General features: G+C 60.7%; 23 protein-coding genes. 11 read left to right on the top strand and 12 right to left on the bottom strand.

Features of this window, described 5'->3' with window-relative positions; genetic code table 11:
• Positions 1-107 precede the first annotated feature (107 nt).
• From ACUWEX_RS11110 to ACUWEX_RS11080, 7 genes are all read right to left on the bottom strand, one after another.
• Positions 108-851 (bottom strand): hypothetical protein, encoded by a 744-nt coding sequence (locus tag ACUWEX_RS11110; protein WP_445996278.1) that lies wholly within the window; start codon positions 849-851, stop codon positions 108-110.
• Positions 852-912: 61 nt separating this feature from the next.
• Positions 913-1,557: a signal peptidase I gene (locus ACUWEX_RS11105; protein ID WP_445996277.1), complete on the bottom strand. Its 645-nt coding sequence runs from the start codon at positions 1,555-1,557 to the stop codon at positions 913-915.
• 66 nt (positions 1,558-1,623) lie between these two features.
• On the bottom strand, positions 1,624-2,349 hold the full coding sequence (locus ACUWEX_RS11100; RefSeq protein WP_445996276.1) for a hypothetical protein: 726 nt from the start codon (positions 2,347-2,349) through the stop codon (positions 1,624-1,626).
• A 32-nt stretch (positions 2,350-2,381) separates the two neighbouring features.
• Positions 2,382-2,510, bottom strand: a complete 129-nt coding sequence (locus ACUWEX_RS11095; protein WP_445996275.1) for a hypothetical protein — start codon at positions 2,508-2,510, stop codon at positions 2,382-2,384.
• Positions 2,507-3,247, bottom strand: a complete 741-nt coding sequence (locus ACUWEX_RS11090) for a recombinase family protein (protein ID WP_445996274.1) — start codon at positions 3,245-3,247, stop codon at positions 2,507-2,509. Before ACUWEX_RS11090 ends, ACUWEX_RS11095 begins: the two co-directional genes overlap by 4 nt.
• An 18-nt stretch (positions 3,248-3,265) precedes the next feature.
• Positions 3,266-3,583, bottom strand: coding sequence for a hypothetical protein (locus ACUWEX_RS11085; protein WP_445996273.1), 318 nt, complete (start codon positions 3,581-3,583; stop codon positions 3,266-3,268).
• Between the two features lie 234 nt (positions 3,584-3,817).
• Positions 3,818-4,273, bottom strand: a complete 456-nt coding sequence (locus ACUWEX_RS11080) for a hypothetical protein (RefSeq protein WP_445996272.1) — start codon at positions 4,271-4,273, stop codon at positions 3,818-3,820.
• Between the two features lie 258 nt (positions 4,274-4,531).
• Here ACUWEX_RS11080 and ACUWEX_RS11075 point away from each other — a divergent pair, with 258 nt between their 5' ends.
• Positions 4,532-6,010 (top strand): hypothetical protein, encoded by a 1,479-nt coding sequence (locus tag ACUWEX_RS11075; protein WP_445996271.1) that lies wholly within the window; start codon positions 4,532-4,534, stop codon positions 6,008-6,010.
• A 37-nt stretch (positions 6,011-6,047) separates the two neighbouring features.
• Here the strand turns inward: ACUWEX_RS11075 and ACUWEX_RS11070 are convergent, their stop codons facing one another.
• A complete protein-coding gene (locus ACUWEX_RS11070) occupies positions 6,048-6,206 on the bottom strand; it encodes a hypothetical protein (protein ID WP_445996270.1) in 159 nt (52 codons plus the stop codon).
• Entirely contained in the window at positions 6,203-6,748 is a 546-nt protein-coding gene (locus ACUWEX_RS11065; protein ID WP_445996269.1) for a hypothetical protein, read from the bottom strand. Before ACUWEX_RS11065 ends, ACUWEX_RS11070 begins: the two co-directional genes overlap by 4 nt.
• A 978-nt stretch (positions 6,749-7,726) precedes the next feature.
• Between ACUWEX_RS11065 and ACUWEX_RS11060 the strand changes: the two genes are divergently transcribed.
• Positions 7,727-9,265: a HEPN domain-containing protein gene (locus tag ACUWEX_RS11060; RefSeq protein ID WP_445996268.1), complete on the top strand. Its 1,539-nt coding sequence runs from the start codon at positions 7,727-7,729 to the stop codon at positions 9,263-9,265.
• A 48-nt stretch (positions 9,266-9,313) separates the two neighbouring features.
• Positions 9,314-9,886 (top strand): hypothetical protein, encoded by a 573-nt coding sequence (locus tag ACUWEX_RS11055; RefSeq protein ID WP_445996267.1) that lies wholly within the window; start codon positions 9,314-9,316, stop codon positions 9,884-9,886.
• A gap of 187 nt (positions 9,887-10,073) precedes the next feature.
• On the opposite strand, the gene ACUWEX_RS11050 is transcribed toward ACUWEX_RS11055, so the two are convergent.
• Positions 10,074-10,565, bottom strand: coding sequence for an endonuclease domain-containing protein (locus ACUWEX_RS11050; protein ID WP_445996266.1), 492 nt, complete (start codon positions 10,563-10,565; stop codon positions 10,074-10,076).
• Positions 10,566-11,594: 1,029 nt separating this feature from the next.
• Between ACUWEX_RS11050 and ACUWEX_RS11045 the strand changes: the two genes are divergently transcribed.
• Genes ACUWEX_RS11045 through ACUWEX_RS11030 form a run of 4 tightly spaced genes read left to right on the top strand, consistent with a single transcriptional unit; the run spans position 11,595 to position 15,101 of the window.
• Positions 11,595-12,794, top strand: a complete 1,200-nt coding sequence (locus tag ACUWEX_RS11045; RefSeq protein ID WP_445996265.1) for a hypothetical protein — start codon at positions 11,595-11,597, stop codon at positions 12,792-12,794.
• The gene (locus tag ACUWEX_RS11040; protein WP_445996264.1) at positions 12,787-12,948 is read left to right on the top strand and encodes a hypothetical protein; all 162 of its coding nucleotides are present in this window, start codon (positions 12,787-12,789) and stop codon (positions 12,946-12,948) included. Before ACUWEX_RS11045 ends, ACUWEX_RS11040 begins: the two co-directional genes overlap by 8 nt.
• Positions 12,941-14,581: an FtsK/SpoIIIE domain-containing protein gene (locus ACUWEX_RS11035; RefSeq protein ID WP_445996263.1), complete on the top strand. Its 1,641-nt coding sequence runs from the start codon at positions 12,941-12,943 to the stop codon at positions 14,579-14,581. The genes ACUWEX_RS11040 and ACUWEX_RS11035 overlap by 8 nt, the downstream gene beginning before the upstream one ends.
• Before the next feature lie 10 nt (positions 14,582-14,591).
• Positions 14,592-15,101, top strand: a complete 510-nt coding sequence (locus ACUWEX_RS11030) for a hypothetical protein (protein ID WP_445996262.1) — start codon at positions 14,592-14,594, stop codon at positions 15,099-15,101.
• A gap of 468 nt (positions 15,102-15,569) precedes the next feature.
• Here the strand turns inward: ACUWEX_RS11030 and ACUWEX_RS11025 are convergent, their stop codons facing one another.
• Both ACUWEX_RS11025 and acs read right to left on the bottom strand, forming a co-directional pair.
• A complete protein-coding gene (locus tag ACUWEX_RS11025; RefSeq protein WP_445996261.1) occupies positions 15,570-17,717 on the bottom strand; it encodes an AAA family ATPase in 2,148 nt (715 codons plus the stop codon).
• Positions 17,718-17,942: 225 nt separating this feature from the next.
• Complete coding sequence (gene acs, locus ACUWEX_RS11020; protein ID WP_445996260.1) at positions 17,943-19,928, bottom strand: acetate--CoA ligase; 1,986 nt, start codon at positions 19,926-19,928, stop codon at positions 17,943-17,945.
• 905 nt (positions 19,929-20,833) lie between these two features.
• On the opposite strand from acs, the gene ACUWEX_RS11015 reads away from it, so the two are divergent.
• The 4 genes from ACUWEX_RS11015 to ACUWEX_RS11000 all read left to right on the top strand — a co-directional run bounded on the left by ACUWEX_RS11015 (position 20,834) and on the right by ACUWEX_RS11000 (position 23,519).
• Positions 20,834-21,793 carry a TadA family conjugal transfer-associated ATPase gene (locus ACUWEX_RS11015; RefSeq protein ID WP_445996259.1) on the top strand — a complete coding sequence of 320 codons (960 nt, stop codon included), beginning with the start codon at positions 20,834-20,836 and terminating at the stop codon, positions 21,791-21,793.
• Entirely contained in the window at positions 21,790-22,797 is a 1,008-nt protein-coding gene (locus ACUWEX_RS11010) for a type II secretion system F family protein (RefSeq protein ID WP_445996258.1), read from the top strand. The genes ACUWEX_RS11015 and ACUWEX_RS11010 overlap by 4 nt, the downstream gene beginning before the upstream one ends.
• A gap of 45 nt (positions 22,798-22,842) precedes the next feature.
• On the top strand, positions 22,843-23,055 hold the full coding sequence (locus tag ACUWEX_RS11005) for a DUF4244 domain-containing protein (RefSeq protein WP_445996257.1): 213 nt from the start codon (positions 22,843-22,845) through the stop codon (positions 23,053-23,055).
• Between the two features lie 110 nt (positions 23,056-23,165).
• Entirely contained in the window at positions 23,166-23,519 is a 354-nt protein-coding gene (locus ACUWEX_RS11000; protein ID WP_445996256.1) for a TadE family type IV pilus minor pilin, read from the top strand.
• The last annotated feature ends 59 nt before the right edge of the window (positions 23,520-23,578 follow it).

Below are 23,578 nucleotides of genomic sequence, written 5' to 3'. Positions count from 1 at the left end.
GGTTGAGCGATTAAGGCGAATATCGCCCAAAGGCTCAGGAGCGCGACGATTGAACTCACGACAAACCCCCGCAGTCGGTGAAGAGTGCGGGGGTTGTGCGACAAGGCTTAGTGGGCGGTCACCTGCAGGTCCATTGTTGGCATCGTCCATGCCTGAACTCCGCCTTGGAGGTTCGGAAGCATGGTCTTGTTGCGTGAGGCCGTTACTGCGTCCAACAGCGGTGAGGTGCGGTCACCGGTCAACTGGTGGAAGGTGAAGCGCGTCCCGAAGGAGTGATCGACCGCCGCCGCAGTTTCGTACGACGACCAGGAGGCGTCGTCGGCAGGCATGATCGTGATGCTCATCTCGACCCTCTGGTTTGGTCCGACTATGTCATCGGTCACGACCGCTTCGGTAAGGAACTCTTTGAGGGTCTTATCGTTGTTCGTCCCCGCGTAGACGGGCTCTGTCGAGCCGTCGCGGTGATCGACCGTGATTGCGTAGGCCACACGGGTCTGCTCGTAGATCGGGTTAGTCAGATCAATCCCTGCAATGGGGTCGATGTTGAAAGCAACCTGAGCCGGAATGTCGCCGGTGTTTGTCGCTGCAATTGACGCGTAACTAGCTGGTGCGTTGACAGTCAGGTCGGCGTCGAAGGAGCCGGTAGAGGTGTAGGCGAAGTCGAACGAGACCTGCTCCGAGTGAACGCGGTGCTTATCGGGGCCGTCAGTGATGGTCTTGGTGAGGTTCGAGCTTGTCCCGCCGATGAGGAGTCCGCCCCCGACGACTAATGCCGTGCAGGCCAGGACGATCTTCTTGCGTGACTTGCGGTCAGTGTTCTTCTTGGTGGTCTTGGTGGTCTTGGTGGTCATAAGAGGTCTCCTTGATGCGTTTACGGTGTGGTAGTCCTTCGAAATATCAGCGCCGAAACGCCTAGCGGGTTCGACGTTCTCCGACTGAGGCGTCGTGGGCCTTGAGGCGTCCCTCTGAGACGTGCACGATGAGCAAGAGGGCTAGCAGGGCGATGACTCCCCAAGGTGCCTGTTCGCCGATCGACGCAAGGGCTGACCAGTCGAAGTGCGAGATGGCAGTGAAGGCGTCGGCGCGCCACTCGTCAGTCGTGAGGAACAAGCCAGCAACCTTGGACTGCTCGCCGTCGAGGTGGTGAGCGAGCACGCCGGTGATGTCCTCAGCGGTGGGCTGGTAGATGTCGCGGACGTTGTTGTTGTCGCCCTGGACGATGTACGAACCATCGGCGGCGACCTCGATGATGCGGTGGGTGACGCTCAGGCCTTGGTTTTCACCGGCGTGCTCGAAGGTGATGACGGTTCCGACCTCGAGGTCACGCCCATCGGTTGGCGCGGTCACGATGTAGTCGCCGGTCATGAGGTACGGCTCCATCGACTGGGACATGACGCGGTTGATCTGAAATCCACCGAAGGCGCTTGCGCAGAGCATGAAGACGACGGCGACAGCCGCCGCGACGATGACGGCGTAGCTGGCGAAGTTGAAGACCCTCGCGAGGAGCACGAGCGGGGAGGCTTTTGGTTCGGTGGGGGTGAGGGCGGTTGCGGTCATGGTGATCAGTCCTTGGTCGAGGTGGTTTCCGTTCTAAGCGGAGGGTGGGGCAGTGGTGATGGTGGGTCAGGCGGTGCGAAGAACAGCGCCGAGCGGGGTGGTGATTCGTTCCTGGAACTTCGAGTTGGCCTCTTTGAGGGCGTGCTTCTTGAATCGCTTCACGAGGGTGTCGAGGATTTCGCTGAGGATGAGAAGAGCCATCGCGCCGAAGAACGCGAGCGGTGCGCCCTCCTTGAGGCCTCCCAGATCGGAGAAGTCCCCGCGGAGAACGGCGGTCACCTTGTCGCGATACGGCGGGGTCATGGCGACTAGCGAAATGATGTTCGAGTCTTCGACGGAGACGACGTTGCTGACGATGTTTTTCACGTCCGCGAGCTGCGGGTGGTACTCGTCGGGTGCGTTGTTTGCGTCACCCTGAGTAGTGATGGTTCCGTCGGGGGCGATGTCCACGATGCGGTGCGACACCGGAATGCCGCCGTAGTTCTCGGCAGCCTCGACGGTGATCACTGCACCCTCGGTGAGTTCGCCACCGATGACCGGTTTGTTGATGACCCACTGACCGACCTGAATCGTCGGCTCCATCGAGCCGGTCAGGGCGTAGGTCATCTGCGCGCCGTCGAGCTTTAGATCGAGGGCGACCATGCCGATGATGGCTGCAAGTGCGGCGGCGGCGATGACACCCCAACGAGAAACGGTCGTAGCCAGCTTGAGGAGGCTGTCAGCCATTGGGCCGTAGGACTCGATTCGATCTTCGGTGACGGGCTTCTTCATGGTGATGGTGGTTGATGGCATGGTCGTTGTCCTTGGTTGAGGTGATTGCCGTTCTAGGCGGAGAGCTGGCGAGCGTCAGCGGCGGTGTCGTCGGAGGTGGAGGCGGTGAGGGGATTCGGGATGATGCTTTGCGTTGCGGGGTCGTAGATGAAGCCGTAGGTGGTCGTGATTGAGTCGGTCATGATTCGTCCTTGGTTGGTGAGGTTGTGTCTTTCTTGTTTTCAAGTTCTGCGTACTTCGCGGCGGCGATCTTCAATGCCTTCTCGCGGTCCTTGACCTGCTTTGATTCGAGGGCACGACGAGCGCGGGTGATCGTTGGGTCGTTGGCCTCCTCGGCTACAGCCCATGCGTCGTTCCTGATACGCGTGATGGTCGAGTTACCTAGGCCGGTCATGGTGCGTATCTCGGCAAATGAGTAGCCCTTGTCGAGAAGGTCGAGGATCAGGTCTTCCTGTTTCAGCGAAGTAGCGCGTTTGCGTCCGACGCGACCGCCTGCGGCTTGAATCGAATCGAGTCGATCCTTCGTTCGGGCGGCGATCATGTCGGTTTCGAACTCCGCGAACATCGACAGCAGGTTGAAGAGCAGTCGGTCCATCGGGTCACGGGGGTCGTGGGCAGTACCACCGATGACGAGGACGACACCCTTGGCGTCGAGCTTCTTGGCTATGTCATCAAGCTGTCGGCCGTTTCGGCCTAGGCGGTCGAGCTTCGTGACGTGCAGTTCGTCGCCGGCCTCCAACTCATCGACGAGCGCGTTCAACACTGGGCGATCCTTCTTCCCCGAACGCTTCTCAGTGACGATGTAGGTGGGGTCGATGCCGAGGCGTTGAAGCTGCTCGACCTGTGTGTCGGTCGTCTGCTCGCGAGTCGATACACGGGCGTAGCCGTAGCGCTTCGAGTTGGTGTCCTTGGCGTTCATTGGGTCTCCTTGAAATGATCAGTTGGCGGGTGCGAATGGGCGTGTGGGGATGCCGCGGTGTCCGAGGTCAGGTGCGCCGGTGTGGACACGGCGAACAGGTGCGGCCTCAGCCGGTTTGTCGAGTTCGGCGATGAGGTCGAGCGCGGCCTGATGGGTCATTCCGAACTTCGCGCAGAGGACGCGGGCGATGTCGTTCTTCGTTGCACCGTGGCGCGAGGTCGGGGGAGTGAGTTCGTAGGTGGCCTTCTTGCTCCACTTGAATGAGCCGAGCTGCTGGTACGTCTTCGAGAGGATGTAGTTCAGTGCGCCGTAGGTGATGGTGAGTTGGTTGTCCATGAGGTAGCTCCTGGTTGAGGTGAGCGGGTCATGGCCTAATATCGGTTTAGTTTTGGGCGACGCGTTCCGGTGGGGTTTTCGTACGGTTCTACGGGCCTTTATCGGCGGTTTCAGTCGGTTTCTCGCTGCTCGCTTTTCTGTACCGCTATTCCTCGTTTCGGTACAGCGCTTACGACGAATGCCTCGCACGATCATGGGTAGATCGTGCGAGGCGTCAGCGAGTCGGGTCGAGGGTCAGGCGGTGGGCGTCTCCACTAGTCGGTGGTCAAGTTCCTCGAGGAGGTTGGCGTGGGGGAACGTCCTGCGGATGTCGTGCCAAAGCATCGAGCTGACGGTGAGTTCGGCGTGCAGGTCGCGCCAGACTCGCGGCTGAATCTTGATGAGCAGAGACAGCGCGTCAATGTTCGTGAACTCCCACGAAGCGGGCGAGACACAGTCGGCGTGCCAAATTTCTTCTACGGCTTGGTGGAGTAGGGCGCGAGACAACTTGTCGAACTGATTGGCGACCTCGCTGGTGCACAGAGTCGCCCCTGTTCCTTCGAGCGCGGCGAGCCGTAGAGCCTCATCCCTAATTGCGAAACGAGCCGCGGCGTCGGGGACGAAGTAGGTGTGTCTGACACCGAAACCTGGCCGCGTTTGGTCGAACTTTGGAGAGTGAATAATGGTGTCGCGGGAGTGTCCTAGGGGCATAGCAACTACCTCCTGGTAGCGGTGGATGATGAGTCAAATATCACCGCGCCGTTGCTAAGCCGACCTGCGGAAGCGAGGCGCGACGCTCACTTCCGTACAAGGTTGACCAAGGTCCTAAGTAGCAGGCGGCTTATGACGCAGCGCGGAGGGGCACACCTTCTTGATCGGCGTTATCGGAAAGTCAGCCTTCAGGGGTGCGGCGTACCCTGCGTGCCGTATGGACACCAGTCCTAGACTCTGCGAAACAAAGGGGTGACGGTGAACGATGGGCTGATGAGGTATCAGGACTACATGTCCTTGATTCGCCGCTATGACCGAGATCTTCTGGTCTATGGCTTGTCGCAGGTCTGCCTCAAGTGGGACGGCCGCCCGCAACTCGACGACGGCACAGTGAAGAACGCTCTTCCCTGGAACGTAGCGGGTGCGGCGGCGGTTGCCATCACTCGCGGGACGGCCGGGGGCAGGGCTCCGTCACGTGGCGATGTTCTCTTTATCGCCCATGAGTTCTCCCGTGTCCAAACACCACAGCAGTTGGACGGTTCCCAAGACACGTATGGCCTGATGTTGAGGTGGGCGTACGAGCAGTGGCCCTACAACCGCGTCAGTAAACGGGACTGGGCGAGGTGTGTTGCCCTGTTTATAAACACGCCATTCCCTGATGGATACCTACCCGAAGTCATGGCTTCCGGCTGGGAGGAAGCTCTCTTCGGTACATCGGTCGAAACTTTTGTCTCAGTCGGTGTCCTCCTTTGGGCCGCGACCAATCAGGGCTCCTTCTTTCCCTTCCCGTGGACAGAGCAGATGGAAGGTATTCGCGATCAGCTCGGCGGGCAGGACGCGCTCGACGAGGTGGTGGCTCACAACTACACAACGGACATCGATGGCTTTAAGGCCGCGAGGAGAGAGGCCCTGTCGCGGGGCGACTACACCGACGGCGAACGGTTTGTCCGGGAACCCTTTGCCTACAACCCTCTGCTCGCGACCCCGCTAGTAGGGGGCCTCTTGAGTCAGGGCTGGATCGCACCTTGTCCGCCGGCCTTGAACCTCAAAGTCTCCCCCGTCGGCATTGTCTACGCGGGGATGGCAAAGTGGTCGACAGCTTTTTCGCGAGACGTCGGCCATCTCTTTGAGGCATACATCGGTTCACAGCTCCGACAGAATCAAGGATTCTCCGTGCACCCTGAGGTGACGTACGACAAGGACCAAAAGAAGACCATCGACTGGTTCGTCATCACCCCAGAAGCTACTTACTTCATCGAATGCAAGAGCGTCATGCCGAGTCAGCCGATTAAGGAGGGTCTCCTCGCTCACGAAGACGCGCACGACCAAGCGCTAGCCAAAGGCGTGAAACAGCTGAACCGGACACACCAGCTATTTGCCGACCGTTCGCCTCACCTGGCGTTCCTGCCTGACGATCGTCCGGTCATCGGTCTATTGGTGACGCTTGGCCACTTCGACCTTGTCGATCAGGACTTCGTCAAGGATGTTCTGCCAACGCCAAACTTCCCAACCGCGATCGTCTCGGTCGGCTTCATAGAAGCATTGGCGACGACGTTGCCGGACGAGAGTGCACGACTCGCAAGCACGGCCGCTGACTTCGTAGACGGTCACGGGTACATCAGGGCGAATCCGTGGGTCGAGGGCCTCGAACGTCGAGACAACCCCTTACTAAGCGTCGCGTATGAGAAGCTTGCGGTGGTGGCCTTTGCGCAGCAACAGGGCATCGACACCACCTGATCCGCGTCGCCGTCGAGCCACTAACAGACGGGCGGTGTCAGCCGTCGAGCTCCGCTTTCAAGCTGAGGTAATCGGCTCGCGCCTTGTTGAGTCTGCGGCCAAGTTCGGGGTTGCGTCCGGTGCGGTTGTCGAACGCTTCCTGTGCTCCCTCGTACTTGGCACGAGCGATGACGACCTGCTCTCTGAGCGACTTCATGAGAGTTCATCCAGCATGCGACGCACCCAGAACGAGCGAGTAGGCGCGAGGCCGGTCGGCGTGATGAGTGCGGCGAGTTCGTTGTCGCTCGTGAGCAGGCGAGTCACCTCGTCTTCGATCAGGGTAAGGCCGTCCCACGAGAAGAAGGATGAGCGTTCGTCGTTCGCAATGTGCCAGCCGTAGATGTAGTGGAACGAGCCATCGTCCCCCTTGGCGCACTTGAAGATGTACCCGTACTTGTCTTCGCGTAACAGGCGAAGCGCGTCCTTGAAGATCTGCTGCGGGTTGGCGCTCTCTCGTTCAAAAGCCTTGCGGACTTCGCTCGGTAGGGACTTGTAGGTCGGCACGGTGTAGGCGTCCTTGAACGTGCCTGACCACTCGATCACCGGTAGGCCCTCGGTCGCCTGCTTGGAGGCGATCTTCGAGTTCGTCTGGTGAACGATGATCTTCGCGAGTTTCACGCGTAGTGAAGTCTTCTTGCGGGTGCTGGCCCCGATGTTCGAGGTGTTCAGCAATACGTACGGCTGTGTGGCGGCGATCATGAGTTGCTCCCTAGTCAGGGTCGCCTCCTACAGCGACCAAGACGTATATCGCTACGGCCGAAACTTCTCGCCCCCGGTGAGGAGCCAGCACCGGGGGCGAGAACGAGCGTGAGGCAGAAAGTAGGAGTCAACTCACGGTCGGGAGGGCAACTATGGGAGCAATCGCCTATGTACTTATATCAACTCTTCCGGCGATCTAGCCCGAGACTCGGGTGACTCGCATAGCTGTCGAAAGCCGAATCGGGTCCCTCATATAGCCGCCTCGAGCCGAATCGGGTCCCTCATATAAAGACTTCTGAAAGGCCTCTTCGAGGCTTTAGGAGTTGAAAGCTTTTGCTCTGTAAGCAGAAACAGCTCGTGTGCGACTTCGCTCGTGTCATCTCTCAATTCGACTAGCCAACGTAAAGACCCTCCCAGGGTTGGAGGGCTCTTTAGATTCTGTGCCAGCCGTGGCGCTGTACGGCCTCCGTCGAAAACGTCGAGCGGAAAACCATGCTTCGTCATGGCGGTGGAGGCAACGAGGACTAGCGCCTCTACGCCATAGCGCGAAAGCCTCTGTGATCTCTAAACCTGGGTAGCCGAGCCACGGCGTTCCGACTAACTCTCATCCCTCCAACTCTTGGGAGGGGTGAGACGTTGGTGCTTTACCAGTGTGCTTGATGGCACGAGCGAGACCGGTCCTCACCCTTGACGAGTGATCGAGGCAACAGCGCCCTAGCGCTTGGAACACTTTTTAAAGCCGGTGGTTTTTCTTCTGAGAAGCCTGACGCCGGAGGCTCCGTACAAGGTTGACCAACGCCCGCCCGACGATGTACACACTTGTAACCATCGCTAGGCGCTGCTCTAAGCCCGCTGTTTGATCAGGTACGCGGTTGTGCGGAGCGCCGCTAATCGACCGTCAGGCCGCAACGGGCCGACTGGTGGATGGCCTGCAGGCGACACGACCGCCTGCGGCGCTAACATCTAGACTTCGTCATCATGAGTACACCTCAGTCATCGAAGACGATTGCCGCTACCTTCACGCGTAAGAACGGCGATGGTGAGACGGAGACAGCTCACGGCCAGTTCATCATGAGCGAGTCGGCACCGAACCACGTCGTTCATCTGTTCAGTGACTTCGCGAGCGAAGCCCCGGACATCGAACGATTCTTCTCTTCGGGCTCGGAGGTGAATAACTACCCGATCCTTCACGCGCAGACAGAGGAGGGATCGTTCACCTTCGTTGACCTCCGCCTAAACGGATACAAGCGGAACTTTGGGGGAGGCAAGCTCACTCGGCGGACGTACCAGCCTTATGTCGTCATCAAGAGTGAGGTTCTTCTGGAAGAAGACGATCTGTTTCTCACCCACGCGGCCTTCAGGTTCTGGGGGCAGGACGCCTGGGCGCAGTGGGTCAATTGGAACATCGAGACCAATCTTGACGACGAGCGAGAGCTACAGGTCACTCGGCTCAATATCCCGACCCGCACCGTGGTCTACCGAGGCGTCGAGGTGTCTTTGAAGGACGCATCGCCGAGAATCTGGTCGCCAGGCGACAGCGGCAAGCTGACGTTGACCCAGACAAGCATCTTCAAGCTGACGTTCCCCGAGCCGGTCAGCCTGCGCGATTTCATCTCGGGATGGGTTCTGCCCCTTAGTTTCCTTGTCGGCTCAGGCATCCGAAGCGCTGCCGGCATCGAGTCAATGTGGATCGGCAACACGACCTGGACGTACACGGGGTCGGGCGAACTCGTGGGTCGCGACGTGCAAGTGCTCGCGAATAACCCTGACCGGAAGGTGACTCAGGACGACCTGGAGGAGGGGAGGTTCATGCACCGCCTCCGCAACTTCGACTACGAAACGCAGATGCCGATCTTCTTCGACGCCTGGAAGAAGCATCAGGTCACCTTCGAGCAGTACGTGGACTGGATTCAGCAGCGCCCGACCAGTCGCCTGACGCAGATGAGCTACCTCGCCCAACTCGTTGAAACCTTCGACCGGTCCATCAATCCAGACCCGGAAACTGACGACGCACTTCGCGAGTTGGCTGCCACGGCCGAAGCTGCCCTTGCAGAGCACGATGATCTGAGGCCGTTCGCCAAGAAGGCAAAGCAAGCCGTCCTCGAGAGCGCACGGCCGACGCTGCGGCAACGACTTGCGAGAATGGACACCGAAACGGGCGAGCTACTTACGACTGCGATCGGGGGTGTCCGGTCCTGGAAGGACGACGTTTCGCTCGTTCGGAACTCCCTGATACACGGCCTGCCGACCTCCGTGTTCTTCGCCCGAAATCACATCCCGCTGTATGTCAGCATCGACATCTTGGAGATTCTGTTCGAGGCTCGCCTGCTGGTCACCCTCGGGTTCACCCCGGAGCAGGTGGAGCAGATCCTGACCAAGGACAACCCTCGGTGGTACCAGCGGGTCTCGCAGATCACCGACTTCCTTGACTCGCTCGTCGAGTTCCGAAACTTCGTTCCGCCCGCGGATACGCAAGCCGAGGACAATGACGACGCGACGCCTGACCCGACGACTTGAGGTGCCGCATGACCAAGGCTGGGGATGCAGCGTGGTTAGGCTTGCCGAGTGAGTCATGACATCAGCCACCGCCCTCCCGCCCTCGTTGGGAGTCCGATCATCAACACTGTGCTCGACGACGCCCTCGAGGAATTGCTTAGGGCCGAAGACGCGGAGAGCGTCAGTCTGTGGTTCGACCGGTTTGGTTCCGAAATATTCCGACCCGATACCCCGGTGAACGAGGCTATTAGCGCTGTTCAGATCCTCACGAATCGGCGCCACATACCGTCGACGGTGTTGATTCAGTCACACGCGGGCGCACGCCGGTTTATGTCGTCTCCCACCTACGACGACTTTTGGGAGAAGATCGAGCACATCTATCAGGTGCGATTCAAGGACGAACTGCCGCCCCTGGGCGACCCGAAGTTCTGGGCCTTGGAGTCGCCGGACGTTTTTAGCCTCATGGACGAGCTTCGAGCGGTGGTCGATCGAGCACAGCACCCCCGATACATCCTGGATCTCTGGCGTTTCGCTCAGACCTACCTCGCCAATTACAAGTCTGCGAATTTGACCTCGCTTGTGTCCGCTTTTCGACGCAACCCGCAGACACCTGCGGAGGTCGTCACTGAGGCCTCGGCTTGAAGCTTCACGCATGACGAAACGCCCCCAGCCTTGTTCGGCTGGGGGCGTTTCGCACATCGGTTAGTCCTCGTCGTCTGATGGCGTCCGAGGTGTCAGGGTGATGCGGTTAGCGATCAGGTAGTCCTGAAACCCCTTGAGTGACGCGCGGTCGATGCTGAGGCCTGAGTCTTTGTTCATGGCTGTCTCCCTAGTCAGTGGTCTTCGTATCGCCGACGATCTGGCCAGCCTCACGAAGTACGCGGTAGGCGGCCAGGTAGACGATTGCTGCTTCGTAAATCTCTGGCTGGGCGCAGCCGTTCTCGATCCGAGCGCGTGCCTCATCGGGAGAGTCGTGGATGGCTCCCAGAACAGTGTTGCAACGGATGCACAGAAGGCCACGCACGCACTTGCCACAACGAGGGCCGTCCGCGCACTCGCACTCGTGATCGTGGTCGATGACCTCAGGTGGTACGACGGCGCAGAGGCCGCATAGCCCATCGTTGGCGGTAAAGATGTTTCGGTGACGCTCGCGAGACAGCTTGTGTGACGCGGCAGCCCAGGGACTGAAGAACAGAGGTTCAAGTACCTCCACTGTCAACGGTTCTCCGGTGTAGACCGATTCGAGGTAGTGGTCTCTGCACAGTCCCTCGTAGACAAGGCGCGTGCTGGTGCAGTTGGTACAGGTCGCTTTCTTTGACATTGGTGTATCTCCATTGAGCGATGCATGAACGGTCAGCGGGGGTATGGACCGCTCGTGGCATACCCCCGCCCAACGTCAATATCGCCATGCCCTCTAGCGGTGACACACTGTGCCGTCTATCGGGATCGCTCTCGAGGCCGAGTCGGTGACACACTGTGCCGCTTCTCACAGACGCTTAGCGACAGCCGACGATGGGTTGGTGACACACTGCGCTGACAGGATTCGGCGGTGCCGGTCATCTCGTTTCTGGTCGGTGACACACTGTGCCTCGTCGCGCTCAAGCCGGTGACACACTGTCCGCTCACATCGCTTCGCGCCGGTGACACACTGCCCGTTCGACTCGTCACGACTAGGTGACACACTGCGCCTTCGCGCCGTTCAGCGGTGGTGACACGCTGTGCCTTGACTCACGAGGGGTCGGTGACACACTGAGCCGCAATCGGCCTACGCCGGTGACACACTGCGCCTCGGCCTGCCCTCTGACGACGGGGAGCATCGCGGACCGTCAAGGATCGAAGTTTGAAACCTGTCCCTAGGTATCCAGCATCGAGAGTTCAAACCTTTGCGAAGGTTGAAGCAGGTGTCAGAGGACGGCAGTCCAACAAGAGTCGTGTTCCGTAGTCGAGGCTCTATCGACAGAGCTATCTAACAGCCCAGTGGTTAGACCGAAATCAAACAGCGCTTGGTAGCAGGTTGAAGACTCAGAAAGGTTTGGGCAGATTGTCTAAATGCTCAATGTCCCAGGAGGGGATGAAGGGGTGAAGTCCAGGAGGTGGATTTAGGTCGAGTCCCAGAGAGGGATTTAGGGTTGAGCTTTTCGGGAGTCCAGAGGGTGTCCCAATGGTTGGCGAAGCCAAGGGAAGATTACCGCGCCGAATGTTTGGTTTGGCGACCACGGTAGAACCACGCGTCTTGGCGCTTCAGCTTGTCGACTGAAGCATCCCTATGGTCGTCCCACACTGCTGAACAGCTGATGCGACAAGCCGAAGCGATATTGATTCTGAACCCACGAATCAAGGAGTCGCTGACATGACTGACACAACCGCTGTAAACCCTCTCCTAGAAGACGACGAGGACGAATTCACCGTCACGAATCCGATGCTGGATGAAGACGAAGACGAAACCGTAGCCGCACCTACTCGCCCGCTGCTCAACCTCCCAAGCAAAGCCCCTGCGCAGACACCTGCCGCCCCGAAGGTGCTGAAGGTGGGAGACAAGGGATACAACCTCGGAGGCAAGCACCCGCACAAGGGAACGCCTCGCGCTCACGCCACGGCCAACGACGCACCCGGACTCGCGTTCATGTACGAGGTGAAGGTCGTTGACCTCATGACCTTCTCGATGGCCCTTCGAACCGCTGCAAGCCCCATCTCCGTCGGCGGCAGAATGCCGAGCGAGGGCGGTGCCCGTAAGAAGCTCGTTCGCCTCGAACGCCTCGGGCTCGTTGAAAGCGTCTACTCGCGTGACGACGGCAAACAGCTCTGGGGTGTCACTGAAGCCGGAATCTCCGCTGCACAGCGCTACGGGTTCATCCTCGATGACAACCTCCCGTCGTGGAAGAGCATCAAGGACATGAAGCGCAAAACACTCGCGCACAGTCGAGCCATCGGCACCGTCGCCGCTCACCTCATGGCCGGCGACTACAAAGAGTCACTGGGGATCGGTGCTCTGGACTTCAAGCAGCTCGTGAGCGAGGACAAGATGCGCCGCGACCAGAAGCCGGTGTCCGATGCGGTCAAGGTTCGCGAGGACACGAACTTCGGCATCGAGCGAAGAAAGACCGTCGCCGCTGCTCGCGCTGAGTTAGAGGCAGGGACGCTCGACCGCAGCCACCTGTTCCTCAAGTACCCGGAACTGCTCGTCATGGGCTACTCCAAAGACTTCGATGACGGCAACTTCATCCACGAACACTGGGCTGACCTCGTCGTTCTTCTGGATCGAACACCGGGAGGCCCGAAAGGCAAGAACGTCATGATCGAGGTCGAGCTGAACAAGAAGGGCTGGGTGCATCTTCGAAAGCTGTTCAACACCTACGTCAAGGAGTTCCAGGACGGAACTGTTTTCGAGCGCGTCATCTACGTCGTCCACTGGAGCGAGGTCGAGAACCTAATCCGCGCCGTGGATAAGGACGGAAAGTTTGGCCTCATCGAGAGCGGCCGACTCGTCATCACCTCCCTGACTGATCGGTACGGCAACCCCGTTGGTCGCTTCGACAAGCTGGGTGACTGACATGGTCGTCAACTGGAAGTACACCGACGCTGACTTCACATTCCAGGAACTTGCCGACTCCATCGCCTGGCTGATGGAGGCGAACTCCGACTTCGATCCGATGGACACCGAAACGCTCAACCCGAACATTGACCAGGAGAAAGGCCATGAATGACTTACTCGACAACCTCATCCCACTAGCGATCACTGCGTTCGTGCTAATCGGCGGTGGCGCTCTCGCGGTGAGGGTTTTCCTTCCCCGCCTGATTCTCGCCAACGCGAAGCGAAAGCGACCCCTCAACGAGCGCGAGACGTTTGACTACCTACAGAAAATTCTCACGATTGAAGAGGTAGTCGAAACCTACGCTCCTTCGAAGCCGTTCATGAAGGAAATCGAGAAGGAACAGAAGGCGCACCCGCAGGCTGCATGGCTATCTCCTTTTCCTCAGGCAGTGAAGAAGGCAAACGCCCGCAACAAGCCCGCGAAGACCGCCCAACGGTTCTTGCTAGCGCGCGCCCAAATAGCTCACGCGGCGAAGTCCGTTTCGGTGGCCGAGCTCCCCGAAGATCTACAGCCGGGTAACGCTGGGCCGGAGCACTTCTTCATCAACCTACAGCTCGACGGTAAGCCAGAAGGCAAGATCAAAGCTCTTGAGGCCGTGATCAAATCGACGCTTGGCCTCCACTCGCTCACCCCAACTGACGCCGACGACTTCTTCTCGATCAGGTACATCGGCCACGCGGTTTCGCCCGTGGACAAGATCGAAGGGTTAACGCCTGGAGCCGACTTCTTCGAGCAGTATCCCGCCGCTCGAATCACCTCAATTCCTCTCGCAGTGAAGGCCAACGGCGAGGCATGGGAACTACCGACCCACCACACGCTGATTCACGGCACAACCGGATCGGGTAAAGGTTCGCCCATTCAAGGGATGATCCGACAGCTTGAGCCGTTCATCCACGAGGAAATCGTCAAGCTCTACGGCATCGACCCCAAAAGCGGTGAAATTAAGCCGTTCGTCGGCTCGTCGCTCTTCGCGGGCATCGCAATTGGAGACAACGAATCGATGGTCGGGATGATCAACGCGCTTCACGCGCTCATGAAGGCACGCCAAGACTCCATCGTCGCGACCAAGGCGAACGATTTTGGCCGGACGGTTCCGTTCGACAAGGAAACCCCACTCGTCATCATCTTCATCGACGAGTTCCTGAGTCTTCTATCCGCCATGAAGAACATGGGTAAGCCCGGTGCCGTCGCCGTTCAGCGACTCACAGAAATCTTGGCGCAGGGTCGTTCAGGGAACATCTTCGTGGTGGCCGCTACTCAGGCCGCGACCAAAGACCTCATGGGTGACATGCGAGAGAACTTCCCAAACAAGATCGTTCTTCGCCTCGAGGACGGGCAGACCTATTGGAACGACCTGTGGTTAGGCGACACCGCCAGCGCTCAGGGATTTGACGCGACGAAGATCCGTAAGTCAGGTGCGAGCAACAATTACGCCACCGCAGGTGTGGGGTACGTCAAGGAACTCTCGGGCAGCCCAGTCAAGGTGCGCTTCGCCCGCACCACGGCTGACGACTTGGAAGACCTTTTGAATCGCAACCGTAAGGCAACCAGTACCCCTGAACCGCCGAGTGGCCTCGCGTTGAGCACCGTTCACGCGGACGACGACGCCAATGATGCTGACGACCTGGTCGACGACGGCGCCTTCGGGTTTGAAGAGATTCCCGGAACCGATAACGATGATGACGAATTGGGAATGCCGGACCTCAGCGAACTATCCCTCCCCGACCTCAATACCAATCACTAGGAGAAAGGCCATGAAACACCGACGACTACTACCCGAACCGGTTCCGTTTGAATTCTGCAAAGCTCACAGCCACAGCCTTCGAGACATCGCCCACGTACTGGGCGTGGACGCCGAAGATGTAGTCGTACGCGACTGCCGAGACGCCGCCGACGTGGCTTCGATGTTCCAGGTGGATGTTGACACATACCTGAGGGCGTTGGAATGCGCCTCATGCGACTACCGATGGGCGCACGGGTGTGACACTTCCGCGCCGTGCCTCAGCGGATGGACGAAACCATCTACCGCGAAACAGGTGGGTGCCGTGCGACGAACCGAACTCATGGATCAGAGATCGAGTCGCAAGAGCTTCGGCGTCCTAGGCAAAATCGAGAAGTTGTCCGGCGTCGCCGTTCCTGCTGGCTGGACAGGCAAGGTGGATGACCTCGCCGCCTACGTCGGTTTGCCGGTCGAGGAGGTCGCATCTCTCTGGCGCGAGGACCTGGACGACCTTCGTCGCATCTCGATCAAGGTGAACGCCTAACAGCTGTCATGACAAACCCCCGCAGATATCGGATCTGCGGGGGTTTGTCGCAAGAGCAACCACCGGTCTTTCGACCGACCCTGGGTTACCCAAGTCTTAGAACGGGATGAACATGCTTTCGTCCTCGCCGTAACCGTGTGTGACCTTCTCGTGAAACTCGAAAGCCGCGTGGGACGTGGCAAAGTGTGGTGCCAGATCGCAGATACCTAGGGGTAAAAGGCAATGGTGAATTGAGCCTGTTGAGTCGATGTGGAACACGGTGCGCCTCCCTGTGTGTCGGTCACACCAAATATCGATGCGCACCTCCGGCAAGGGCTGGTGATCACCGGTCTTCGGTCACCATGCTCACAAGCCCCTCGCCGAACGCCTTGTTTGCCTCCCAGCCGTGCCGTAAGTGCTCATCGACGACTTCTATCGCCCTGTGAGCACGTTGACTGTCGTCAAGGTTGGGCATGTGCGGAGTTGTGATCACGAAGTGGCTGCAATCAGCTCCGTGCAACGGTTGACGACGAATTCTGGCACTGCGTCGAAATCGCGCGGATTTAGCTGCAGGACGTACTCGTTCTCAATGTGATAAGTGGTGTTGACGAACTTCGTGAAGACATCATCCCCCTTGGGGAGGTCCGGGTTCAGATCTGCCATCATGCGGAACAATTGCACTTTTTCATAGCCGACGTTTGTGGCCTCGAAGCGGGCCTTGAGCGCACCCTCGGCCTTCAGTTCGGCCAGCAGCGCCGCGTAATCGAAGTCGCTGATGTGGCGCTGAATCTCGGTCGTGGCATCCGCGGTTTGCTTCGGGGTAAGAGGCACGTCCGGACCATCGCTGGGTCTGAAGATGGGCACCTCTCGACCATGGAAGAGATTGGAGAGAAGCTCGTAACCCGCGTCCTTTGTTCCATGGACCTCGTATAGGCGCCGCAAGTAGATGCACTTAACCATTGAGTCGGAAGCCGATTTGATGTTCTCTTCGCAGACTGTGGTGAATGTGAGAAGGTGACGGGCCTCGATGGGCTTTTCGGACACTCTGCCTTTGCTGCCACGGAGAAAATGCGCCACTGGCTTCGCCGCTGTGAACAGTCCCTTCGTAGCTACGCGAACCATGTCGATGGCTGGTTCGATGTCGTGTGTCAAAAGTAAAGTAGTGGTGTCTCTCAGGGAATTCCGGCCACGGAAAAGCTGATTGATAATGGCAAACTTCTTGGTTTTGTCAAAACTTGACACCGGGTCGTCGAGAACTACCAGATGAGGCTTTTTGTGTTGCACGTCGTGCATGAAGAGAACCATTGCGAAGGCATTCTTCTCGCCATAGCTGAGGTGACTTCCTGCTTCCTGAATGTGATCACCCGGAGCGTCCATGTGATCCAGCAGCATTCGATAGGTTTCGTCGCTCGGCTCGATACGTACCTGATAGCGATATCCCGCGGAACGAAGGAACGAGTTGACTTCCTCCTGATTTTTTTCAATGAGCTTGGCAACTCGATGCTTCTGCCTATTGATCCGCCCTTGGATCTCTCCGACCTGCGCAGACACTTCGTCTAGCTTCCCATTGATGATCATCGCTACGGAAGTAGTCTTCTCCGAGCTCAATGCAGGCAAGAATTGAAGATCTATCTTCAGATTCTTGAGTGCCAAGGAGAGGTTTTCCTCTTCTCGAAGCGCATGGAATGACAGCGCCCTGATGGCTGAGAGCTTGAGGAGGAGGGTCTCGATCTGGCCGCGGAGAGAAACGACAAAGGACTCTTGCTCTGCGCTAACCCCGGAAATGGAGCCTGTCACGTCCTTAAGGCTCTGTAGAGCTGACGGTGTGAAGTACCCGCCAAGCCGTTCGATCACACCCCGCAACAGGCTCATGTTCCGAACGGCTGTCGAGTCGTATTCCTCGGAAACCTTTTTTGCAGTCTCTTTGTCGATGCTTTCCCCTGAGCAAAATGGACAGTGGTCCGAGAGCTCAAGGAATTCTTTTCCTTTGGCCTGCCATGTGATCCAGGTCGCGGGGTTATCGCTCTGTATGAAGTTGGTGAAGCCGTGAAGGTGCTGTGGTACGTTCTCTAGCTTGCCGCCCACGGTGAGGGCTTTATAGCCTTTGCTGGTCTTGGCGACTGCGCCGCTTTTTGTGACATTGAAAGCATCCCTAAGCTCAGAAAAGCTTTCCACCGCCTCGTTGAACTCGACTTCTTCGTCAAAGGTTTGCTTCAGCGATTCGAACCGAGACGCAATCTGATCAATGCCGTCTTGGAAGCCCTCAGTCTTAATGAAGACTTCGAAGCTGTTCTCAAGCACCTCGTCACGCTTGAAAACGAACCCGGACACGTACGCGTCGTCGAACGTCATGACCTGAGATATGTCGTCAGCTCCGGTCACTTCAGGGCGCGGACCGTCCTTGTCTGCCCGGTGCTTGAACGGTGTCAGTTGATCGAGTTTTCCTTCACCTTCCGCGCGGTACCGTAAAGCCTTTGCAATAGTGCTCTTCCCAATACCGTTCGGACCGTACTTGATGTTGAGGGCGCCGGGACGAAGCACGATGGATGCTTCCTCGATGCTGTTGCAATTGCGGATAGTGATGTTGTAATCCGGCTTTGTTTCGACCGAATCGGGCAATGGTTCGGCAGTCGTCATCGCTTGCTCCTCATTGATTGGGTTGAAGTCTACTTAGTGACCTCGACGTTGTGGTCGTCGGATGGTGAAGCGAAACTAGCGATTTTCGACTAAGAGCTATAGGTGACGACTCGGAGTAAATACACGTGGCAGGGGCTGCGGTCATATTATGTCTGAGTTTCGGTCCATTGGCCGCAATGATAGCTACTCACAGTCGAGACGTTAAACCTGCAAACAAGTGGTCGTCTACCTGTTCGCAACCTGCCCCTCGATCGTGTCAACGATCGTGTTCATGACCTTGGTGTCTGCCAGGGTCGTGGTGTCCCCAACCTCGCGACCTTCCGCGACGTCGCGTAGTAGACGACGCATGATCTTCCCGGAGCGTGTCTTGGGAAGTTCGCCAACGATGTAGATATCCCGCGGACGGGCAATCGCACCAATCGCTTTCGTGACCCACGCCCGCAACTCGCGCACCATCGCTTCCGCACCTTCAGGTTCGAGGGTTACAGAATCGCGAATACATACAAAAGCGACCACCGCCTGGCCGGTGGTCTCATCGGATGCCCCGACGACGGCCGCTTCGGCCGTGAACGGGTGTGACACCAGCGCCGATTCGATCTCGGCCGTCGACAGGCGGTGCCCGGACACGTTCATGACGTCGTCGACGCGGCCGAGCAGCCACACGTCGCCGTCGTCGTCGAGGCGAGCGCCGTCGCCCGCGAAGTATTTGTCGCCGAACTTCTCCCAGTAGGTTTCCTGGAACCGCTCGGGGTCGCCCCAGATGCCGCGCAGCATGCTGGGCCAGGGCTCGGTCACGACGAGCAGGCCGCCGTTGCCCTCGCCGACCGGGTTGCCGTCGTCGTCGACCACGTCGATGGCGATTCCGGGCAGGGGAACCTGCGCGCTTCCCGGCTTCGTCTCGGTGATGCCCGGCAGCGCCGAGATCATGATGGCGCCGGTCTCGGTCTGCCACCACGTGTCCACGATGGGGGCCGTCTTGCCGCCGATGACCTTGCGGTACCACATCCAGGCTTCGGGGTTGATGGGTTCGCCCACCGAGCCGAGCAGCCGCAACGACGACAGGTCGAACTGCTTGGGGATCTTGCGGCCGAGCTTCATGAACGAGCGGATGGCCGTGGGGGCCGTGTAGAAGATCGAGACCTTGTACTTCTCGATGATCTCCCACCAGCGACCGGGATGCGGGCTGTCGGGTGTTCCCTCGTAGATGACCTGCGTGGCGCCGTTGGCGAGCGGGCCGTAGGTCACATAGGTGTGGCCCGTGATCCAGCCGATGTCGGCCGTGCACCAGTACACGTCGCTGTCGGCGTGCAGGTCGAAGACGTTCTTGTGGGTGAAGGCCGCCTGGGTCAGATATCCGCCCGAGGTGTGCAGAATTCCCTTCGGCTTTCCCGTCGTCCCCGACGTGTAGAGGATGAACAGAGGGTTCTCGGCGGGAAAGGCCTCGGCGGTGTGATCGGGGGATGCCGCGGCGAGCTCGTCGTGCCACCACCGATCGCGCTCGGGGTTCCAGTCCACGGTGTTCTCGCCGCGTTTGACGACGAGCACGTTCGTGACGGTGTCCTGCGGACCGAGGTCACCGCGCGCCTCGAGAGCGGCGTCGACGGCGGGTTTGAGCGGCGAGACCTTGCCTTTGCGCCAGCCGCCGTCGGCGGTGATGACGAGTTTCGCGGCGGCGTCGTCGATGCGCGAGCGCAGGCTGTCGGCGCTGAACCCGCCGAACACGACGGAGTGCACGGCGCCGAGGCGCGCGACCGCGAGCATGGCGATGACGGCCTCGGGAATCATGGGCAGGTAGATGGCCACGCGGTCGCCCGCGCGGATGCCGAGACCGGTCAAGACATTGGCGGCCCGCTTCACCTCGGCGGTCAGCTCGGCGTAGGTCAGGCTGCGGCTGTCGCCGGGCTCGCCCTCGAAGTGCAGGGCCACGCGGCCGCCGTTGCCGGCGTCGACATGGCGATCGAGGCAGTTGTAGGCCACGTTGAGCGTGCCGTCGTCGAACCACTTGGCGAAGGGCGGGGTGCTCCAGTCGAGCGTCTGTGTGAACGGCTTCTCCCACGTCACCAGTTCGCGCGCCTGGCGCGCCCAGAACCCGAGGCGATCATCGGATGCTTCGGCATAGAGTTCGGCGTTCGCCACCGCGTTGGCGGCGAATTCGTCGCTCGGCGCGAACCGGCGGTCTTCGTGTAAGAGGTTGTCGATCCTGTTGCTCATTGCGGCTCGGCGCTCCTTTGCGTTGCTGTTCGGACGGCGGTGTCCTGGCTGCAGACGACTGTACTCCGATTCGGCGAACTGCTTGCCGGGGCGGATATGCACAGGCCGCGGGGATGTAAAAAACCGACCAGTTTGTTCTCAGGAAGCTCCCAGATCCTTGTCGGCATTTAGGGGGACACGCCGGTTTGCGCATCTGCTGTTTCCGCGTACACTTGAACACGGCCGAATCTTCGTATTCGTGCATGCGGCGCCCGGATTCCCCCCAATCCCGCGTCGCATCTGGCGGCACCCATTCCCCCCAATGGGTGCCGCCCCCTTCTTTTTAAGCGCTCATCTCTCACGCCTGCCTGCTCTGTGGGCACAATGCGTCCCCCGGTGGGTGCGCCGAGCGGCTGATGCCGATGCGATCGCCGTCTTTCCGGCACCCCACTTCGGGTGTTCCCACTTCGGGTGTTCCCCGTTCCGGTCGTCAGATCGTTCTCCACAGGTGGGAATCGCCGAAAGTCTCCACAGATTGCCGGTGGCTCGCCGCCGGGATCGATCGCGCACATACCGTCGCAGGCATGAATCTTTTCGAGCAACAGCGCGTCAGGGGTCGGGCCCGGGCTGCGTTCGGCACCGGTCCCGGTCCTGAACCAGCGCGTGCAGCGGCACCTGCTCCAGCATCAGAACTCGCGCCTGCGCGTGCGCCGGGTGTCGCCTCAGCACGTCCTCCCCTCATCGGGGTCCACCCGCCGGGTTCCGAGCCGACGGGTGGCCAGGCCGCGCCTCCGCCCGTGGTCTCGGTGTCGGCACCGCGGCCGCTGTTGCTCGATCGGTATCGGCATCGCGCGATCGACCGTCCCGTTCGCCTCGATCACGCACGCGACCGGCAGCGACCGGCGCGTCTCCCTGCTGCCGCGCCGGTGGCTCCGCTTCGCATCGACACCGCGTCGCGTTTCGGCAACCTCGGCCCCTACCTCCTGCTCGATGATGTGACTGACATCGTCGTGACCGGATCGAGCGGAGCGTGGGTCGACCGGGGCCGGGGTTTCGAGCGCGTGACCGAATGGATGCCCAGCCCCGACGTCGTCCATGCGCTGGCGGTCCGGCTTATCGCCGAAGGCGGCCGCCACGTCGATGAGGTGACCCCCTTCGTCGATGTTCGGCTACCGGGAGGCATCCGGGTGCACGCGGTACTGCCGCCCCTTTCCGTCGGGGGAGCGGCTCTGAGCATCCGTGTCCCGGCGCAGCGTCCTCTGCGGCTTGTCGACCTCGAGGCGCGCGGCATGTTCTCTCTGCCCGGTGGTGCCGTGGCGCGGCGTTTGCGCGAGGCCGTCAGCTCTCGCACCAATGTGCTCATCTCGGGTGGTGCCGGAACGGGGAAGACCACGCTGCTCGCCGCGCTCTTATCCCACGCCGACCCGGCCGAGCGCATCATCTGCGTCGAGGATGTCTCCGAGCTTCTGCTCGATCATCCGCACGTTGTCTCGCTCGAAGCGCGGCAGCCCAATGCCGAGGGCAGTGGCGGAGTCGACATCGCCCGACTCCTCCGCGAGTCGCTGCGCATGCGGCCCGATCGGCTCGTGCTCGGCGAATGTCGCGGAAGCGAGATCCGCGACATGCTCGGCGCACTCAACACCGGCCACGAAGGCGGGGCCTGCACGGTGCACGCCAACTCCCTCGACGACGTTCCGGCGCGTCTCGAAGCGCTCGGCGCTCTCGCCCATATGTCGCCAGAATCCGTGGCTCGGCAATCGGCCAGCGCCATCGGTCTCATCGTCCACCTGCGGCGCATCGATGGCGTGCGGCGCGTCAGCGCCCTGGGCCACTTCCGGCGTGACGAGCACGGTCGCCTCGCTGTCGCCACCGAGGTCGCGTCATGACGGTGCAGCGCCTGTCGGCCGCTCGCATCACCGCGGTTCGGCGCATCGTGCATGCCGCGGCCGTCGACGAGCGGCCCCACGCCGAGAACATCGCTACGGTCGTTCAGCGGCTCGCCGTCGTTCTCGAGGCGGGTGTCGCGCCCGGCTCCGCATGGCGTTATCTCGACGACGATTCGGCCGCCGTGTCCTCCGACAGCGTCGCGCCCGTCGTTCATGCGATGCGTCGACTCCGGCGCGGAGGGAGCGTCGTGCCGGTGCTTCTCGAGGCCGCGCCGCGAACGGGTCCGGCGGCGCCCCTCTGGCGGGCCGTAGCCGCCGCATGGCAGGTGTCCGAGACGACCGGCGCGCCACTCGCTCCCTGCCTGACCTCCATTGCTGCCTCGCTTCTCGACGTCGGGTCCACCGAGCGCGCGGTGCAGATCGCTCTCGCCGGGCCCACCGCAACGTCTCGCCTGGTGCTCGGCCTCCCGGTCGTCGGCCTCGTCTTCGGCGCTCTCCTGGGCTTCGATACGCTCCAGTTCCTCTTCACCACGACTCTCGGGGCGGTCTGCGGTCTCGCCGCCGTCGTGCTCGTGCTCATCGCCCGACGGTGGAGCAACCGCCTGGTGCGCGCCGTCGCCCCGCGGGGACGCGCCCCCGGCCTGCTGCTCGACCTCACGATCATCGCGCTCGCCTCCGGCCGGTCCGCTCTCTCAGCCGTAGCCGCCGTCTCGACCGCCATCACCGATTGCGAACTCGAGTCGGCCACCGAGAGCGCCGAACACTCCGACCGAGAGGCGGTCCTCGTTCTCTCGAAACGAGCCGGGATCCCGGCGTCGCTCCTGCTCGCCTCCGAGGCACAGTCCTACCGTCGCATGGCGCGCACCGCCGCGGCCCGCAACGCCGAAAAGCTCGGCACGCAGCTGCTTCTCCCGCTCGGCCTCTGCATCCTCCCCGCTTTCATCCTGCTCGGCGTCGTACCCATCGTCGCCGGCATCCTCTCGAGCTCGATCAGCGCGCTCTAGTCCATCCATCCACACCATCCACGTCACGACAACCCACGGAGCACCATGTACACCTTCGAGACCCCCGCACTCTCCGGCCCGTCATTCCCCACACGACGACGATCGCTTGCCGACGACGCCGGGGCGGCCACCGCCGAATACGTCATCACGACCATGGCCGCCGTCGCCTTCGCCGGGCTGCTCGTCATCATCATGCGCAGCGACGAGGTCAAGGGCATTCTCCTCGACCTCGTTCGCCGCGCCCTCAATGTCGGCTGATCGTGAACGAGCTATCTGCTGGCCGGCCGAGCAACGTCCACGGAGCAGTCCTACCCGTAGCGGCTCCGATATCGGGCGCGCTTCTGCCGCGGTTCACGTCCGCTTCGACTGTGCCGCTGCACAGGTTCGCGCAGGATCGCGGGTCGGTCGCAGCCGAGTTCGCCGTGACGATGCCCGCCGTCCTCCTCGTGCTGGCGCTGTCGGTCGGAGCACTGGGTGCCGCGGTGCACCAGGTGCGGCTCGCCGACGCCGCGGCCGACGCGGCGCGTGCGCTCGGTCGCGGAGAACCCGTCTCGTCCGCCGGAGCCCTCTCCGCCCAGCTCGCACCCGGCTCCACGCTCACCACGTCGTCCGAGGGCGACCTCGTGTGCGCCGAGGTGTCGCGGCCCTGGGCGTTACCCGGCGGTCGTGTCACAGGCATCAGGCTGGCGGCACGCGCCTGTGCACTGGGCGGAGGGCGATGATGGCGTCCCGCCCGGTAACGGCGACACGCCGACGCCTCAGCGGTGGATCGGCGAGACTG

The sequence above is a fragment of the Okibacterium fritillariae genome (assembly GCF_052783725.1).
This window is presented reverse-complemented; position numbering and strand designations above follow the sequence as displayed.